Raw genomic sequence first — 16,515 nt, 5'->3', positions numbered from 1 at the left:
TAAAAGTAATTGAAAATAATAATTTTTCTTAGTCAAGCCTACGATACGCCATTATAGATAATAACTTGCTTTATTTTTCTATAATTATGAGCTATACAAAAAAACCACTAGTCGGAATCATCATGGGTTCAAGTTCGGATAGTAGAATCATGAAAGACGCAGCAGAAATTTTAGATAAATTCAAAATTAAACATGAAGATCAAATAGTATCTGCACACAGAACCCCTACCAGATTAGAAGAATATGGCAAACATGCCGAAAAGATGGGGTTTAAAATAATAATTGCAGGTGCAGGAGGAGCAGCACATCTACCTGGAATGATTGCATCACATACAATCATTCCAGTAATCGGAGTGCCAATTATGGTGTATAATGATAAACAAACCAAAAGAGCAGATAATTCCAAATTCTCTTCTTTTGGCGGATTAGATTCTCTTCTTTCGATATCTGAAATGCCAACAGGATCTCCTGTAGTAGCAGTAGGAATTAACAAAGCAGGAAATGCTGGAATATATGCTCTTAAAATTTTAGCAAATGAATTTCCGGAATTAAAAAAGAAATTAAAACTACACAAATCCGAACAACATAATTCAGTTCTTAAAGAATCTGACATTCTAAAAAAACAAGGCCTTAGTAAATTTGTTCAAAAGAAATTCAAATAGATTATGTCAATAATCTAAACTGAATATTTTTCTTTTTTAATGTCTCAATTAGTTTATCTGCTTGTTCTTTTCCCTGTGTTTCTAAGCTTAGTGTAACTCCAGCAGAGCCTGCATTTATGTTGGAACTTAATCTATCGTGTACCACTTCGACAATGTTTGCATTTGCTGCACTAATTTCATCTACTATTTCTTTAAATGCTCCGGGTCTGTCGGGTAACAAAATAGATAATTTGAGTAAACGTCCCATTGTTGCCAACCCTTTATCTACAATTTGTCCTAAAAGATACATGTCGACATTGCCTCCCGTTAGTATAGGAACAACTTTTTTTCCAGGTGATGGTTTTGCAGATATTAAGTAGGCCAAACCTACTACTCCGGCTGGTTCTACTACAAATTTCATTCTCTCCATGAGTAAGAACATTGCTTTGATGATATCTGAATCATCAACCAATACTATCTCGTCAATTAGTTCTTTAATTATTGAAAAAGTTGTTTGCCCCGGCACTTTGACAGATATTCCATCAGCAATAGTTCTTTCACCGCCACTTGATGTTAAAGACCCGTTTTTTACTGATTCATACATTGATGGAAACGAGCTTGATTGAACGCCTACTACTTTGATCTTTGGATTCTTTTCCTTTATGGCAATTAAAACTCCTGCCGCAAGTCCGCCCCCACCTATTGGCACATACACTTCATCTACATCTGGTAAATCTTCTAGAATTTCCAATCCAATTACTCCTTGAGCAGCTATGATCTGTGGATCATCAAAAGCATGTATCATTGTTGCACCTGTTTTTTGTGAAATCTCTTTTGCTTTAGCCGATGACTCTTCATAGTTGATGCCCTCTAAGATTACGTTTGCACCATAACCTCTAGTTGCAGCTACTTTTGATGGTGATGCATTTTTGGCATAACAATAGTGCATGGTATTTTTTCCAATGAAGATGCAAATGCAACTCCTTGAGCATGATTCCCAGCAGATGCTGCAACCACTCCATGTTTTTTTCCATCAGGGGGTAATTGACTTATTTTATAATATGCGCCACGAAGTTTAAACGATCCTGTTTTTTGTTGAAACTCTGCTTTTAAATAAACTTCAGAACCTGTAAGATTGCTAAATGTAGGTGAATACACTAGGGGTGTTTTTCGTACGTCTTTTCCTCGTAATGAGTTTGCGTTTTGTATTTCATCGTATGATGGATTCATTAGAAATTCTGCTAGATAAAAGAGATATTTGACTTCTTCCATTGAATGATCGAATTTTTATTCCAATTTTATGCACGAATTTTGAGAATATGGCCAATAACCACGATAATGACACAAATTCATTCTCAATGTAATTAAGAGTAGGATTTTTTAAATTAAATAATAAATTAATTTTGCAATAATTTTGAAAACTCGTCTAATCGCTTTATGATGCTGTCTTTTACAGACTCCGACATCTTACGAGGATCAAATAGTCCTTCCTTTGTTTTATTTTTAATAAATTCAATATCAAATGTACATAAACATCCTTCTTCCCCTGTTATTAATCGAGTATCATCAATAAGAACAGGACTAGTCTGATAAGTTTCAACTAGTAAATTATCTAAATCCTTGATCAATTTGTTTTTTTATTTGACAACTCTTGAAAATCAACTTCAATTTCATTTTCGATTTCTTTGTATATTTTTTCTCTAAACTCATCATTTTCATAAAATATTTCAAATAATTTTTGATGATCAAAATCTTTGTAGCCTTTTTCTTTTAATTTATTTAATACAAATTGATCACTGTTATCAGACATTTGTTTTTCCTTGTTTTTTGTCAAATCAATTATGTCAGATAATTCCTTTTGTAATTTGATTACTTGTTGATCTGGCTTATAGTATAACAGAACATGGTATTGCAGAGACATATGTCCAGAAATTAGATAGTTTCCTTCTCTTATCTCAAACTTTGTAAAAATCCTTCTAACATCCTCGTTATTTGAAATAGAAATTTCTTGAACTGACCAGTCTTTCAAGTTTTTAATTATTGTTTGATAAAAATTGTTTACTAGTGCTGGGTCGAATGTTTTTTGTTCTGTAATTGTTGCATCGCCTAACATAACTTGGACATTTTTTAATTTTGTAATGTGTAGTATTTTTTCAAGAAATTGCTGTTGAATATCATCATTTTGCTTATTTAGAAGTTGAATGTACTCATTTGATGATCTAGATCCTAATCGCACAATAACTAACAAATTTTTACAGTCATTAAACCTTAAGATTTTGTAGGTTTTAAATACAAAAATAAGCTATTTCCTTCATGTCCAAACCTAAAATAATCTGTAATCAGTGTGGATCTACCATCGTGCAATACTATAATGAAGGTTATAAGGGGAATAGAGGAAAATGCCTTATCTGTAATACGGATTTTCCGTTAGAATAGAGGGATAAAATGTCAAAAATTAACGAATCTGATAAACCAAAAATGAGTCAAAAAGATACTGTTTCAAATGAACAGTCAAATCCAAATGTGTTAGATGTGCTACTAGGTAAAAATGAGCAAAAAATAGTGGATTTTGATTCAATGATCTTAGAAACCCAGAAACGAATTTGGGGCGCATTGAAACAAGGTTATGAATATGTCGGAATAACTGATGATTCTGAAAAATTTCTCAGAAAAAACGTTTTTGCCAAATTTGACATGATTGCTCTATATGTTGATTTAGTAGGGTCTACCACTATGACCTTAGAACTACCTGAAGAAAAACTTGCAATAATAATTAGTTCATTTGCTCAAGAGATGGCATCAGTAATTAACTTGCATAACGGTTATGTTTTAAAATTTGTCGGGGATGCAGTCATTGGATATTTTGTTGCATCAAATAACGGACTATTAGCTGCAGATAATGCACTAAGCTGTGCAAAATCAATGCTTGCAGTAATACAAAAAGGCATCAATCCAATTTTGAATCAATATGATTATCCTGATTTAATGGTAAAAATTGGAGCTGACTTTGGACAGAGTATTGTTGTGAGATATGGTTCCAATCCAGATGTGTCACATGTAGATTTAATGGGACCTGCAATGAATATTGCATCCAAAATTCAATCGCTTGCAAAACCAAATCAAATTTTATTTGGAGATGATGTCTATCGCAAATTACATCCTAACAATCAAATTTTGTTTAAAGAAGTAGTATGGAAAAATAATGAATGGAAATACCGTTCAAGACTGTCTGGTGAAATTTACAAAGTTTATGAGTATATTGGTTAAACAGTAAATTTACCAGGACACTCAACGTGTTCATAATGATGTTCAGTGAATTTTTCTTGAATTACATAAATTACAATTTTATGCAGATCTCCATCTATGATGTTTTTATTACATCGTATACACGTCTTAGTTATTTCTGTCATGCCTATTTGCGATCTAAAATTGGAATCTATAAGGATCAGCGATCAGCTCAAATTGAGCTAAAATGACTGCAAATTAGCTTTATTGCATATCAAACGCCTAAAGACAAGGCAAAAATATGGCAAAAATAGCGAATTATCATGGAAGATTTGCCAATAAGACATCTCAGAGACCTGTATGGACTAAATCCAAACATCCCTCATCTAGCATTACAATTTCCAAGACTACCTCCAGGATTGACAAATCAGATGTTCAAAATTTTTGAAAATCCCATGAAAGAAAAATTTGCAGAAGATAATGCTACGATTAATAAAAAATTGCAAGGGTTTCAGCAATCATATCAAAGATATGCCTCAGGTTTATTGACAATGAATTCGAATGGAATTATTCCTCCAGGACACCCATTGTTTAATCGAGTAAATTCTGTCAATACACTAAAAGCAGAAAATGACAAACTGTTAAAAGAAAACCTAGAATTAAAGAAAAAACTAGATGAGAAAAAAGATTCTCATTCAAAAATGAACTAGCAAGGTTTAGTCGAGATTTTCAAACAAGCCTAATTTGAAAAAGTCTGTTCTACCAAGTAAGAATGCTTATTAATTTCAAATTTAATTTTTAATATGGCAAAAACTCCATCTGAAATTTGGAAAAATAAAATCATTCAATACAGAAAAAAATGTCAAGGCATTATTGGATTATCAAAGAGCATACGATATGTAGGCATAGTAAATTCATACGGTCGAACTTTAACTGGAATTGTAAGACCAAACGTAAAACCATTATTAAAATCAGAACAAGTCAAAAATGAGTTTTTCATAATATCTACATTAATGACACTAAGAAAAGACACAGTAAGTGCGGTGGGAAAATTAGATTATGTTTTATTACAACATCAAAAAGTATCTATCGTAATTTTTCAAAAAGATGAAATGACATATTACATTTCAATTGATAGATCTGCAAAAAGTATTGATAAAATAATTAACACTATTAAAAAACAATCTAGGCGGGAGTAAATCCGTGATATCCAGTTGTTTGTTCTGTTTTATCATCAAATGATGGTTCAAATAATGAAATTAAATAATCGTCAGGATCCAAAATAACTGCGTTTTTTCCAGCATCTCTATCTACAATTTCACGGTGGATTTTAACACCTTTTGATCTTAATTCTTCAACTGCAGACGAGACATCACCTACCAAAAATCCAATTGTAATTCCATTTTCAATTGAGCTTCCTATATGCTGCGCTGTAAGTGATGCAGGATGTAAACTCAGCAAAGCACCAGAAGTGCCCAAATCTACCCATGATCGTCTCTGTCTTTTTATTGGCAATCCAATAATTTCATGATAGAATTTCAGTGATTTATCAATGTCTTTAACTGCTAAAATGACATTTCCGACTTTTTTGATATTCACACAAACCCTACTCCAAAGTATGTTAAATTCTTTGTTATTGAACTTCAATCATGGTTTCAGTTCTTTCTACACCGTTTATTTTTTGAATTTGATTGGTAATTTCTTTAATTTTTCCAAGGTTCTCAACCTCAATAATGGCCACTGCATCAAATTGGCCACTTGTGGGAAATGAATCATAAACAGAATTTACTTTACGTAGTCTTGCAGCAATTAATTTCTTAGGGGATTTTACCAATACTATAGCTCTTACCAACCCATATTCACCTCTACTTCAATTAGTGTCTCAGTAGTTACAATCTCTTTGATTTTTTTAAAATCAATTACAGTATTGTTAATCTCGTCAATACTTCCATGTAATACTGCAGCAATATCTGCCCTACCTGAAACTACCATAGTAGTTTTTACTATTTTACGTTTTTTCTTTACAATGTCAACAACTACATCCACTTTACCTGGTTTTACGGTAATCAGGCATAATGCTTTCATATTGATTATATGATCTTAGAACGAATAAAGATTGCTTTAGTCATATGCGTCTTGAGACCTAGATTCTTCAAGATATGCCCTTCTTTCTTCGTTTACTTTTTCCTGATCAATGACAATGTCATCATCTACAATAACAATTCCCATATCGTCGCTTTCTTCTTTTGATTTTTTGGGCTTTGATTTTGTTGCTTTTGCCTTTGATGTAGAGGGTTTTGCCTTTGGAGTGATTTTTATCTTTGATTTTACTGCTTTAGTCTTTGAGGCAGTCTTCTTTACGGTCTTTTTTTCAGCCATTAATGTCGAAAAACAAGAGGTTGCCTTGTTTTTAAATATTATGCAGAATATTTTTTTTAAAAAGTACAAATATTTGACCGATAGACAAATTTTGACAGCCCATATATGATTACTAAAAATCAAAAATAACCATAATTATTGAATGATGATGAACTTGTCGCAAAATTAGAAGAAAGTATGCAACATAATTTAGGGGATTGGGGAAGAACCCAGTACCTAATAGAGAGAATTCAAAAAAGACAGGAGATTTTTCAATCGGATAAAAAATACCTAGATCGAATGTTAGATGAAATTCAAAAAATCCATCAGAGTGATTTGGATGTTGAGAAAACAGAAAAAGCAAAACAAAGAATTTTTGTTCAAGATTTAATTAAATGTGATAGATGTGAGTCAGAAATTGGTTTGAATCAAAGGGCAATAAGGGAAAAAAATTTTTGGTTTCATGAATTATGTTATGATGACATTCCAATATCCAGACAGATTGAAATTACAAAACAGCCCCTAGATAAACAGACAATAAAATATGACGATTATTTCAAAATTGAAGATAAACCCTCAGTGAATCGATTTTATCCTTTTCAGATTATTTTTACATCGACTATTCTGATTTCATTAATTGCATCAATTTATTTTCTTTTTGATAATTTTTTTTCAATTATCATCGCTATTGTTTGTACTACTCTCTTTATCATAATCTATAAATCCCAATTCAAAATGTTTAACAACAAAAAATATAATCAAACGCACACATCACTAATTAAAACAGGCATTCCCGGACTAGATTCTATAATTTCTGGCGGATTAAAAAAGAACAGGTCTGTCATAATATCCGGCCCACCTGGCAGTGGAAAAACAACATTTGGATTGCAATTCCTGTATTCCGGTGCACGTGACTTTGATGAGCCAGGCGTATACGTAACAATGTCACAAAATATCGATGAGATAAAAAATGACTGCAAATCATTTGGCTGGGATTTTGATGATCTAATCAGCAAAGACAAAATCATGATGATTGATGCAAGACCGTTTAAGATTCAAGATGAGATGATTGGCAAAGATGATTCCCTATACAGGGGAGAGCAGATGCCATTTGAGCACTTGACAAAATTGCTGCTAAGCAGCATCAAAAGAATCGAAGCAAAAAGAGTGGTGATGGACTCTGTTACAATTCTTGCAATGCAGTATTTGGATAAATTTTACATGAGACAGGGTTTGCAAGGAATGATTCAGGCATTAGAAAATTATGGCGTAACTTCGCTGATAATATCAGAGCATTCAGAAAACAACGAGATTCCTTTGGAATGGTTTGTCACATCTGGGATTATTCAAATGAATAATCAAATAATAGTAAATACTCCAAGACAAACTATTCAGATCAAAAAACTTCGTGGCATCAAACACAGTCAGCAAATTCATCCAATTATTTTGGATGGTGATGGTTTACATATCTTAGAAGCATAATCAAACATCAAAATATAATATTTGAAAAATGCCATTAGTGGATTTGCCTTGTCATATGAGTTCCCACATAAATTATGCTTATTCATGTGTATAATGTAATTTTTTAAAATACGTTTTGATTTAGATTCTGTATACGGTCTGAAGTATTGGACTTTGATCAATAACGTTTTGTGTAAACTGGACATTTACTGTAACCTTGTTGTTTTTGATGTCAATTTCCACATTGTCAAACAATGACTTGTATTTGTCAGTCTTGCGTCCACTTGCAGATATCTCGTGTCCATCTTTTATCAAGAGTCCGTCTTCGATTAGTGAATTGACTTTTCTGTATCCTGATGTCTGTGGAATCTGCAATTTTTCTAGCATTTCCAAAATTGTCCATGACTCGCCAATTGACGCATTTAGTATTTTTGATGCCTCATCATCACTGTATGCTTTTAGGATTGATTGTCCAATTGATGGCTCTGATATTGTAAATCTCTTTTGTGTCTGGTCTTTTTTTGATTTAATGCTGCACAGACTTTCAAGGAATTTTCTTTCTAGTCCCTCAGCTCCTGCTCCAAAAAATTCCCTCAATACAGAATCTAATTTTTCAAACTCTTCCATGGACTGGGTTATGGATATACCATATCTCTCAAATAATCTGTCCTGTATCTTGTGAACGGTGTTTTCGCCAAGATTTTTCAGCATTGTTTTTTCAAGTGACTTTGCCAACAGTTGGGTAACGCCAGTCATGATATTCATTAGTTCATACTTTCATATTAATATTTTTTGGTTTAATCAGGTTACCATTTCAGACAGTCTACGAATGTGACTGGTATCATTTCTGATTGCCAGATTGATGGCTTTGCGCATCTCATCAGCATATTTGTCAAATTGTTTTTTGCTTTTTTGATTATTTCACATTTTTCTACGACTGGCAATGCTTTGAAGTTCTTGTATTGCTCATAGTTAACTGTGCATGAATATGACTTGGTTTCCCCCTTGAATTGATATTTGATGTCAAATGATATCTGCTCTGAATTTCCAGTCAGACAGTCAGTTATTGCTTTTTTTATTGCTTGGACAGCAAATGGCTTTTGAATTACCCGTACATTTAACGAGCTTAGAAACGGATGCATGTATGCATTAGAATCGCCCGTGATTACTATTATCCTGGCATCAGGATTTATGTCCTTGATCTTCTCAATTGCATACAGTCCATCATATCTGGGCATATTCAAATCCGTAAAAACAATATCAGGATGATGCTTTTTGTACATACGTACTGCATGATTGCCATCATTAGCAGTTGCAAGAACATTTACTTCGATCATACATAGCATATCACAAAATACGCTAACAATGTCTGGATCATCATCCACTACAATACAACTTGCCATATGGTATATAGAACTTCATGACATAATAACTTATAATATATTCATACTTTTTATGAATATAAGAAATGGTCAAAAAAGTTCAATGTCCCCATTGCTCAAAACGCCTGTCAGGAGAAGGCAATCTAAAAAGACATTTACGAACCATTCATAGATCAGTCAAACAGAACTAGCATTACTTTAGTCCCTTTTCCAGGATCTCATTTATGATTCGTGAAAAGCTGACAGAGGATGCAGATTCTCGCAGTTTTTTGGCTTGTAAATTTCGCAGCTTTTTTGCAATATCGCTGTTTAACATTATGGTTATTCTTTCTGCCATTGCAAACTATACAATTGTATATTATTTTGAATTATGTAAACTCACTTGTTTACTAAAATGTCAAAGAAATTAGAATATTTCCAAATATGGAAATACATGTATGAAATATTACGATAAATAATCATTAGAATAGTCTCAGGACGGATTGATTTACGATTAATTTGTTGTTGAAGTAATGTGAATAGTAAATGCCAGCGGGGAATTATAAGTGATTAGTTTAGATCCCTGCTCAAAAATTACCAATTTTTAATTATTTTAGCATCTCCTGTTTCGAGTCGATTAAAATTCAAATGGAATGATTTATTGATGTTCATATGATTTATTGGTTCAAATTTGGTCTACCACATATAGCGCGGGGGATATAGTTAGGAACAAAGATTTTGCACTATTTGGGAGTAATTTTCTTTCTAGGAATAGGGCGGGATTTAACCAGTAAACCAGAAAAAAAGATTGCAGATAGAGACTGTACCTTCAATTTCCTGTAAATTATCTCTTAGTCGATAACATGTATCAACACTACCAATCATAGAAAAAACCATCATTCCAATAAACCACATTCCAATAACTGAGAAAATTAACAATACGATTGTAGTTTTTTTGTGATTGGCAAAAAAATCGAGGTTCATTTTCTATTTCCTAAGAAAGAAGGATCAAAGTCCTTGCAATAACCATATTTTTTTTGAAGATAATTGTGAATAAAAATCACTTCTTTGTATTGGGTTTTGTAACCGCAGAAGGGACAATCATAAATCATTTTCTTTTTCTCCAGAAAATAATTCCTGCAATAGTTACAAAAATTCCAATTATTCCACTAAACAAAAAAACATGTTTATACATAAACAAAACATAATCCATTCCTTCTATTGATCGCATCATTGGAGGTTCTGTAGGAGGAAACATCATAAATGTTGAATAAAAAAATGATGAAAATCCGTCGATCATTAACACTACCCCAATAATTATCAAAAGTCTAGTTTTCATTTTCTATTTCTCCAAATTATGAAAATTATTACTATACTAATTCCCAAAATAATCCAAGGCCAGAAAACAACTAAAAACATTCCAAACATCATAGACGGGCCACCATCATCTATTTTACAAGGAGTAAAACTTCCATCACTTTCTTGATACCAGCACTCGTTTGGATTTTGAGTACTCTTGGAATCAGTTGCACGTAATCCATCTAAAATGATATCACAGTCTTCACAGTTTTCAAAATATTTGTAATTGATTCCAACTGGAACTGCTCCATAAAATACGATAGAAATTACTGGAAATATTGCAACTAGTCCTATTACTGTAAAAATTACAATGTATCTAGTTTTCATTTTCTAATTTTAGTTTCAACAAATATCTAATATTCATCCACAGGGGCATATCCATCCCATTCATCATCAGAATGATCTGAATCAGGTACGTAGTTTTCTATAAATAAAATTACATTAAACGTTGATGACTTTGCAGGAAATTTGAATATGTAATCAGTAAAGTATTGAGGATAAGGTGCATCTGGTGCTTGTACAAATGGTTGTTTTTTATACGATACCTCTACCCCATCAACTAAGATGGATACACCGGTTAAATCGCCTTTATTCCATTCATTAGGACCATAACTCATGTAATAGTTTCCGCCGTTTTGTGGAACTCTGATCTTCACAAACGTGTCATCAGGGCTTGGTTTAATCTCAAAAACTGTATTGCTGTCATTTGGGAAATAATCAATAAATTCTATATCTAATGATGTTGCATATTCTAAAATCATATTATGAGCTGATTTGACCATCATGTAATTTCTCTCCAAGAGTTTTTCAACTGAGTCTGGTTTGAGATAAACAGTTTCCATTCTGTTATTTTTCCATTTTTCTAATACAGGTTTAGGAGTTTCATTTGAAAACGATACAGAAAATACTTTAGCATCTTCACTGATTGCGCATAATGGAGACAAGCTATTCTCTAAATGAAAATCATCTAAAATGTTTTTTTGCATTGCACCGCCAAAGAAATTAAGACCTCCTCCAAAAGGAATCTGAAATTCCCCACAGAAAGCCAACACATCATCACCGTAATCAAAATTGAATTTACCTACTTTAAACTCCTGATGACCCAGATTTGGATTGCCACGCAGATCATGTTTTATTGCAGCGGCAACAATAGATTCTTCTTCTTGTGTAAGATACGATTTTTCTTTTAGAAATATAACGGCAACTTGCTCCTTTAATGGACCAAAGCACCAACCCAAATTCCATTCTTCTATTTCAACTTCAGGAGGCACATTGGGTTTAGGAGTTTCAGTGAAAATCTCCGTGGATCGAATTGCAGTACTGTTAATTCCAGCTTGCAGCCAGTAAACTTGATCATCCGTATAGTCAATCACATAACCACAAACAGAACTTGATTCTTGGTACATCGAGATTTGTGGACCGCGATTAAGTACAATATCTGATGCAGAGATATTTACACCCATTTCACGTAGTTTCTCTTCAAAGATATCTGGCATTATTTTTAAAATTAGCAAATCATAGTCAATCTTTCCATCATGAGTAAATTTTACATTGTAATTTTCAGTGTACGGCACATAATCTCTGCCTGATGGAGAATAGTTTTCTGATTGAGCATATGCAAATCCTACAAATCCAATAAAAATCAAAAAGATTACAAAACACTTCATATCCTCTGCAACACCTGATTTTTTCGGTTTCTAGTACTGTGTCTAGTCTTAGCATTACAGCACGGACATTTGATTACCCATTCCTCAAAATAATAGTCACAATTTCTGCAAAAACTCCCGCCCTCTTGGTATATTCTGTTATTTTTCCCCTGCGGATAATTCTTGCAGATATTCTTGCATTGATTCACACATAATTTCAAAGTTCACATATTCATAAGTTCTTCTGATGTTTTGTATCTGGATTAGGTCTTTTTTTAGTTGTCATTTTTGGGAATTATTTTTATTTGAGATTGCTGTATGGGAAATATTGAGATACAAATATGATAACTCGATGCAGATCGCAGAAAATCTAGTTTTTAATGAAATCATAAACTGTAAAGAATGTATCTTAAATGAGAATTTATGCAAACATCATGCATCCCTAGTAAAGAAAATTCTAACCCATGCCATACAAAATCAGATATGCAAATTGATTGCTAATTAAGAATATTTTTTGTCAAATCTGGGATTGCGCGCTTGACATCAGATGATCTAAACTTGAGGCATGTTTTGCAATGCCTTATCTGCAATACTTTCCACTGTTTTGACTCCCCATTCTTTTAGGACATCGTTGCTTGCAACCTCAAAAACCTGTTCAAATATGTTATTCATTACAGCCATAATCATAGTGACAAATTCCATGTCTAGTATCTCTTAATATTGAATATAACAAACGATGTATATTTTTTTAACATTACAAAAACACTGTAACTTTCTGATTTATGTAACTCTAATACATTGCATAAAATTTCTTTTTATCGCTTGCACACACTTCATTTTGATTTTAATTTAATTACCCACATTACTGCAACACCAATTCCGATAGCTGTAGGGGCTCCAATCAACAACATCTGCCCATAAATTCTATCGCGTTCCTTTTGCCGTTCTTGAGCAAAACTAGTAGAGATGTCCTCCAGTTGTATTTTTTCAGGCTCTGTTAAATGATCGTAAATATCATACTCGGAAATTTCACTATAAGGATTATTCATGTTTGACAGTTGGGAAACAATATTCAATACGGTAGGAAATGCAAAAAAGGAAAACGTACACAGTTGTGTGCCAAGCGGTTGTTCCAAACCATGTGCGAATATTACATACTCCGATCCATATTCAAATTCGTCTTCTAAACTTTCAGGTATTTTCACATCTATCTGATCAGAATTAATTCCTTTGAATGACTCGATTATACTAAAAACAACTATTGTTTGGTGTGGATTATCAGCAATAGTTTGTTTTTGAACAACACTTCCATGAAAGACACTATCAGCAGAATCATACTGAAACTGTAGTGTGCTTCCACCACAACTTGCAAAAACCGCAGTAACAGGATATGTAGAAATAATTACAATCATAATGATTATCAAAACTCTAGTTTTCATTTTCTAATTTTCTTTGTCATAGTTATTGGCAAAAAAATAATACTGATAAAATAAATTAACCACAAACCAATCATTGCATAATTTTGAGTTACACTAGAGATTATTCTCTCTAGGCTAGTTCCCCACATAATCATGGGGATGATTGTAAAATAAACAGCACCAATACTTAGAAAACCCACTATTCCGGCATTTAACACAAATAAGATGTTTGGATTCATTTTTGCATTCATCTCACAATTTAGATTTGAATCTATTTTTAGAATTATAGTATTCAAACATATTTTCAGATATGACATTTTCACATTGGACCCTTATAGTATAGTATCCGTTTTCAAACATAAGTGGACCGCCACAGGTAAACGCAAACGTTTCAGTAGTTTTGGTATCAGTTTTTAGTCCTGCAGAATCAATTGTTATGCCTGTAGGACTGAGAATAGTCAATGTTGCATATGTGTAAAACTCGTGGTTAAACCACACATGAATTCTAATCTCATCATTTTCACTGTAAAATTGCTTGTCAATTGAAATTATTATTCTAGAGTCTGTCTTCATGTTGTGCCACATTTTTTACATTTGTAATATCCGATATCATAAGTATCTTCATCTGGTTTCTCTGATCTTTTTTCTGAGATAAACTCAAACTCTTCAGAACCGCAAACTTTGCATTTTCTTGGATTGTATTCAATGTCTAAAAATTCTTTTTTTCTTTTGAGATATTCTTCTTTTGAGATTTTTTCTTCAATGTACTTTTTTTCTAAAATTCTCAACGCTTCGTCATTTTGATCTTTTTCTTTTTCATTTATTGGATCAATACGCCTGTAATTTAATACAGAGTCTTTTTGAATTACAGTATATTTTTTTGCATATCGTATGATTAACCAAAGAATTATGAACCATGCAACTAACCCATATGGAAACGGAAGTATCATTTGCAGCGCAAAGAAACTTGCAATGCCAAGTAAAATTCCAATTATTATGACATTCATTTTCTAATTCTCCACACAATGAAAACTGCTGAAATTACAATTCCTAAAATCACATATGGCCAAAAAACAACAAAAAACATACCAACCACATCAATACCATTGCCCATTGTGCATGGCAAAATATTCCCATCATCGTCTTGATACTTGCAATCATTTGGGTTTTTAGTGTCTTGAAAATCATTTACATGTGATTCATCTAAAACATCTTCAGACAGTTCATTAGTGATTCTTACAAAGTGGACACTTGATTTGTGTTCGGCATATACTGCATCTTCTACTAAAAGCCTAGTCCCTTCTGATTTGCCCTCAGTAGTAAGGAAAACAGTCCCTTCAAAAATTCCGTTATCAATTTCAGTTTCAGTTATGGTTAATTGGATACCAGTATGATCAGTGTCTGACCACACATGAATATCAAAAGAGTCTTGTTTTTTGTGGTCTAGGTTATTTTCTTTGTCAGTTACTGTGACAATTCCAACATCATTTGCTAGGTATCGGGGTTTGTCCCATCTTATCTTTACTCCATCATCAATTGGTGCAAGCCATTTGTTGCAAAGAAAGTCATTTCTATGATCTTCAAAGCTGGAAATTCTGTATGGATCCGCCCATTCTGCCATTCGATAATGTCTCATTCCATCTGCTACAAATTCTGTACAGATTATTGCAGGCAGTTGCAATGGTGTATTAGCATTGTCCCATTTCCTATCGGACATCTGCCACTCTCCAAAGTTTAGCTCAATGTATCTGGCAAAATTTTCCATGATTGATTTTTGAGTCATTGGCTCATGACTTCCCATAAAGGAATCAAAGCAAGGTTGGGGTAGAATTGTTGCAACACAGCCTCCATATGCGTACTTTATTTCAGAATTGTCTACAATAATAAACAGAGACAACACTAGTATGCCAGTAATAATTGTCAAAAGTCTAGTTTTCATTTTCTACTGATTCATGGTCTAGATGTATTTCTTTAACTGTAAACTCTATTTGAACTGGAGGAGACAGTGCAGTAGGGTTATTGACAGATTCCCAGACAAACACGGTTGCAGTGAATTTTCCCTTCTCAAATGGAATCCAAGTAATGCCTGGATTTAGTTTCTGAAATGACGTGAGGTTTCCGGTAATCCATGACAGTGATTCTACCTTGTCTTGGTTGTTTAGAATTTGAACCAAATATGCAAATGGTTGTGACTTGTTTTGCTGATTTGCCAAATCTGAAACCAAGCTTATCTGTTGGTTTACAAGTACTTCATTACCAAGTATTGGTTTTTTGTCCGTGTCAAATATCTGCAAGTTTGAGGCAGGAGCTCTCTCCATTGGAGGCCCTCGCTTTCCAACAATCAGTGCTGTAGCATTGACATGATAAACATTTGATTTCATGTCTTTTGGAAGTGTTGTATCTGCATATGTTGCAGTCACAGTATCTCCATTACTAACAAAAACAACTTCTCTTGAGGATTGGTACTTGTTAGAAAAGATAACATCTCCTTCAAAAGTATTGGTGTTTACCCCAGTCTCAGTTAGTGTAAGTGTAGTTTTGGTAGGTGAGCTATCAGACCACACTTTAATTCTGAGAAAGTCAACTGCATTGGAAAACTGATTGATGTCTGGATCAAACACCTGAATTGTTCCAGTGGTGTCTTCGAATCCAGAGTATGATGCTTCTGTCCACGAAATCGTGCCCACATTATACACGCCGTATTCCAGTTTGATTGCGTTTACATCCGATGTATCTTTAGCTGTTTGTGCTGTTACTGAAAACTCTGTTACACCGTCCCATAACGGACCTTGTCTTTTGACGTCAAGTGAAAAATAGCCTTTCTCGTCAGGACTTGTCGAGGCAAGCAGAATCGGATAACCAGTTTTGTTTTCTATAATGATTATGACAATTGGATCTTCGTTTGTGACAGGCATTTCCATCATGCCTGTAATTATTAGATCAACGTTATTTGGGGTTTGAATCTCTACTGGAATGTCTTCAGCATATGCAATTGCACTCATTCCAATCAATACAAGAAAAATCACAAGATACTTCATACTATATG

General features: G+C 33.3%; 26 protein-coding genes and 1 pseudogene. 5 read left to right on the top strand and 22 right to left on the bottom strand.

Annotated elements, in window-relative coordinates; genetic code table 11:
- Positions 1 to 86 precede the first annotated feature (86 nt).
- Entirely contained in the window at positions 87 to 662 is a 576-nt protein-coding gene (gene purE / locus DSQ20_RS04910; RefSeq protein WP_179366250.1) for a 5-(carboxyamino)imidazole ribonucleotide mutase, read from the top strand.
- 1 nt (position 663) lies between these two features.
- Here purE and ilvA read toward each other — a convergent pair.
- The 3 genes and pseudogenes from ilvA to DSQ20_RS04900 form a co-directional block, all read right to left on the bottom strand.
- Positions 664 to 1,871 (bottom strand): annotated as a pseudogene (gene ilvA, locus DSQ20_RS04905) (threonine ammonia-lyase).
- Between the two features lie 167 nt (positions 1,872 to 2,038).
- Positions 2,039 to 2,269, bottom strand: coding sequence for a hypothetical protein (locus DSQ20_RS10705; protein WP_255458379.1), 231 nt, complete (start codon positions 2,267 to 2,269; stop codon positions 2,039 to 2,041).
- On the bottom strand, positions 2,266 to 2,877 hold the full coding sequence (locus tag DSQ20_RS04900; RefSeq protein WP_255458378.1) for a hypothetical protein: 612 nt from the start codon (positions 2,875 to 2,877) through the stop codon (positions 2,266 to 2,268). Before DSQ20_RS04900 ends, DSQ20_RS10705 begins: the two co-directional genes overlap by 4 nt.
- Positions 2,878 to 3,086: 209 nt before the next feature.
- Here DSQ20_RS04900 and DSQ20_RS04895 point away from each other — a divergent pair, with 209 nt between their 5' ends.
- A complete protein-coding gene (locus DSQ20_RS04895; RefSeq protein WP_007550524.1) occupies positions 3,087 to 3,908 on the top strand; it encodes an adenylate/guanylate cyclase domain-containing protein in 822 nt (273 codons plus the stop codon).
- Here the strand turns inward: DSQ20_RS04895 and DSQ20_RS04890 are convergent.
- Entirely contained in the window at positions 3,905 to 4,051 is a 147-nt protein-coding gene (locus DSQ20_RS04890; RefSeq protein ID WP_007550525.1) for a hypothetical protein, read from the bottom strand. The two genes, DSQ20_RS04895 and DSQ20_RS04890, sit on opposite strands and share 4 nt — an antisense overlap.
- A 138-nt stretch (positions 4,052 to 4,189) precedes the next feature.
- Between DSQ20_RS04890 and DSQ20_RS04885 the strand changes: the two genes are divergently transcribed.
- Together DSQ20_RS04885 and DSQ20_RS04880 are read left to right on the top strand one after the other, a co-directional pair.
- Entirely contained in the window at positions 4,190 to 4,576 is a 387-nt protein-coding gene (locus DSQ20_RS04885) for a hypothetical protein (protein ID WP_007550526.1), read from the top strand.
- 93 nt (positions 4,577 to 4,669) lie between these two features.
- Positions 4,670 to 5,065 (top strand): hypothetical protein, encoded by a 396-nt coding sequence (locus DSQ20_RS04880; protein ID WP_179366249.1) that lies wholly within the window; start codon positions 4,670 to 4,672, stop codon positions 5,063 to 5,065.
- On the opposite strand, the gene DSQ20_RS04875 is transcribed toward DSQ20_RS04880, so the two are convergent.
- From DSQ20_RS04875 to DSQ20_RS04860, 4 genes are read right to left on the bottom strand one after another with little or no spacing between them, the layout of a single operon-like run.
- Positions 5,052 to 5,465, bottom strand: coding sequence for a VOC family protein (locus DSQ20_RS04875; RefSeq protein ID WP_007550530.1), 414 nt, complete (start codon positions 5,463 to 5,465; stop codon positions 5,052 to 5,054). The genes DSQ20_RS04880 and DSQ20_RS04875 overlap by 14 nt on opposite strands.
- A 34-nt stretch (positions 5,466 to 5,499) precedes the next feature.
- Positions 5,500 to 5,718, bottom strand: a complete 219-nt coding sequence (locus DSQ20_RS04870; RefSeq protein ID WP_007550531.1) for an Lrp/AsnC ligand binding domain-containing protein — start codon at positions 5,716 to 5,718, stop codon at positions 5,500 to 5,502.
- Entirely contained in the window at positions 5,712 to 5,951 is a 240-nt protein-coding gene (locus tag DSQ20_RS04865; protein WP_007550532.1) for a hypothetical protein, read from the bottom strand. The genes DSQ20_RS04870 and DSQ20_RS04865 overlap by 7 nt, the downstream gene beginning before the upstream one ends.
- A gap of 36 nt (positions 5,952 to 5,987) precedes the next feature.
- Positions 5,988 to 6,245 (bottom strand): hypothetical protein, encoded by a 258-nt coding sequence (locus tag DSQ20_RS04860; RefSeq protein WP_007550533.1) that lies wholly within the window; start codon positions 6,243 to 6,245, stop codon positions 5,988 to 5,990.
- 138 nt (positions 6,246 to 6,383) lie between these two features.
- Here DSQ20_RS04860 and DSQ20_RS10700 point away from each other — a divergent pair, with 138 nt between their 5' ends.
- Entirely contained in the window at positions 6,384 to 7,706 is a 1,323-nt protein-coding gene (locus DSQ20_RS10700) for an ATPase domain-containing protein (protein ID WP_255458377.1), read from the top strand.
- Positions 7,707 to 7,826: 120 nt separating this feature from the next.
- Here the strand turns inward: DSQ20_RS10700 and DSQ20_RS04850 are convergent, their stop codons facing one another.
- The 14 genes from DSQ20_RS04850 to DSQ20_RS04780 form a co-directional block, all read right to left on the bottom strand.
- Entirely contained in the window at positions 7,827 to 8,441 is a 615-nt protein-coding gene (locus DSQ20_RS04850; protein ID WP_179366248.1) for a transcriptional regulator, read from the bottom strand.
- Positions 8,442 to 8,491: 50 nt separating this feature from the next.
- Positions 8,492 to 9,088: a response regulator transcription factor gene (locus tag DSQ20_RS04845; protein WP_255458376.1), complete on the bottom strand. Its 597-nt coding sequence runs from the start codon at positions 9,086 to 9,088 to the stop codon at positions 8,492 to 8,494.
- A 172-nt stretch (positions 9,089 to 9,260) separates the two neighbouring features.
- Entirely contained in the window at positions 9,261 to 9,404 is a 144-nt protein-coding gene (locus DSQ20_RS04835) for a hypothetical protein (RefSeq protein WP_007550538.1), read from the bottom strand.
- 425 nt (positions 9,405 to 9,829) lie between these two features.
- Entirely contained in the window at positions 9,830 to 10,030 is a 201-nt protein-coding gene (locus DSQ20_RS04830) for a hypothetical protein (RefSeq protein WP_179366246.1), read from the bottom strand.
- A 124-nt stretch (positions 10,031 to 10,154) separates the two neighbouring features.
- Entirely contained in the window at positions 10,155 to 10,385 is a 231-nt protein-coding gene (locus tag DSQ20_RS04825) for a hypothetical protein (RefSeq protein WP_179366245.1), read from the bottom strand.
- Positions 10,382 to 10,732: a hypothetical protein gene (locus DSQ20_RS04820; RefSeq protein WP_179366244.1), complete on the bottom strand. Its 351-nt coding sequence runs from the start codon at positions 10,730 to 10,732 to the stop codon at positions 10,382 to 10,384. Before DSQ20_RS04820 ends, DSQ20_RS04825 begins: the two co-directional genes overlap by 4 nt.
- 26 nt (positions 10,733 to 10,758) lie before the next feature.
- Positions 10,759 to 12,072: a hypothetical protein gene (locus DSQ20_RS04815; RefSeq protein WP_179366243.1), complete on the bottom strand. Its 1,314-nt coding sequence runs from the start codon at positions 12,070 to 12,072 to the stop codon at positions 10,759 to 10,761.
- 531 nt (positions 12,073 to 12,603) lie between these two features.
- Complete coding sequence (locus tag DSQ20_RS04810) at positions 12,604 to 12,753, bottom strand: hypothetical protein (protein ID WP_179366242.1); 150 nt, start codon at positions 12,751 to 12,753, stop codon at positions 12,604 to 12,606.
- Positions 12,754 to 12,884: 131 nt separating this feature from the next.
- A complete protein-coding gene (locus DSQ20_RS04805) occupies positions 12,885 to 13,490 on the bottom strand; it encodes a hypothetical protein (protein WP_179366241.1) in 606 nt (201 codons plus the stop codon).
- A complete protein-coding gene (locus tag DSQ20_RS04800) occupies positions 13,487 to 13,720 on the bottom strand; it encodes a hypothetical protein (RefSeq protein WP_179366240.1) in 234 nt (77 codons plus the stop codon). Before DSQ20_RS04800 ends, DSQ20_RS04805 begins: the two co-directional genes overlap by 4 nt.
- Before the next feature lies 1 nt (position 13,721).
- Positions 13,722 to 14,042: a hypothetical protein gene (locus tag DSQ20_RS04795; protein ID WP_179366239.1), complete on the bottom strand. Its 321-nt coding sequence runs from the start codon at positions 14,040 to 14,042 to the stop codon at positions 13,722 to 13,724.
- Positions 14,039 to 14,476: a hypothetical protein gene (locus DSQ20_RS04790; RefSeq protein WP_179366238.1), complete on the bottom strand. Its 438-nt coding sequence runs from the start codon at positions 14,474 to 14,476 to the stop codon at positions 14,039 to 14,041. The genes DSQ20_RS04795 and DSQ20_RS04790 overlap by 4 nt, the downstream gene beginning before the upstream one ends.
- A complete protein-coding gene (locus tag DSQ20_RS04785) occupies positions 14,473 to 15,408 on the bottom strand; it encodes a hypothetical protein (RefSeq protein ID WP_179366237.1) in 936 nt (311 codons plus the stop codon). The genes DSQ20_RS04790 and DSQ20_RS04785 overlap by 4 nt, the downstream gene beginning before the upstream one ends.
- A complete protein-coding gene (locus DSQ20_RS04780; protein WP_179366236.1) occupies positions 15,398 to 16,507 on the bottom strand; it encodes a hypothetical protein in 1,110 nt (369 codons plus the stop codon). The genes DSQ20_RS04785 and DSQ20_RS04780 overlap by 11 nt, the downstream gene beginning before the upstream one ends.
- Positions 16,508 to 16,515 lie beyond the last annotated feature (8 nt).

It is taken from the genome of Nitrosarchaeum sp. AC2 (assembly GCF_013407385.1).
GTDB lineage: Archaea > Thermoproteota > Nitrososphaeria > Nitrososphaerales > Nitrosopumilaceae > Nitrosarchaeum > Nitrosarchaeum koreense.
This window is presented reverse-complemented; position numbering and strand designations above follow the sequence as displayed.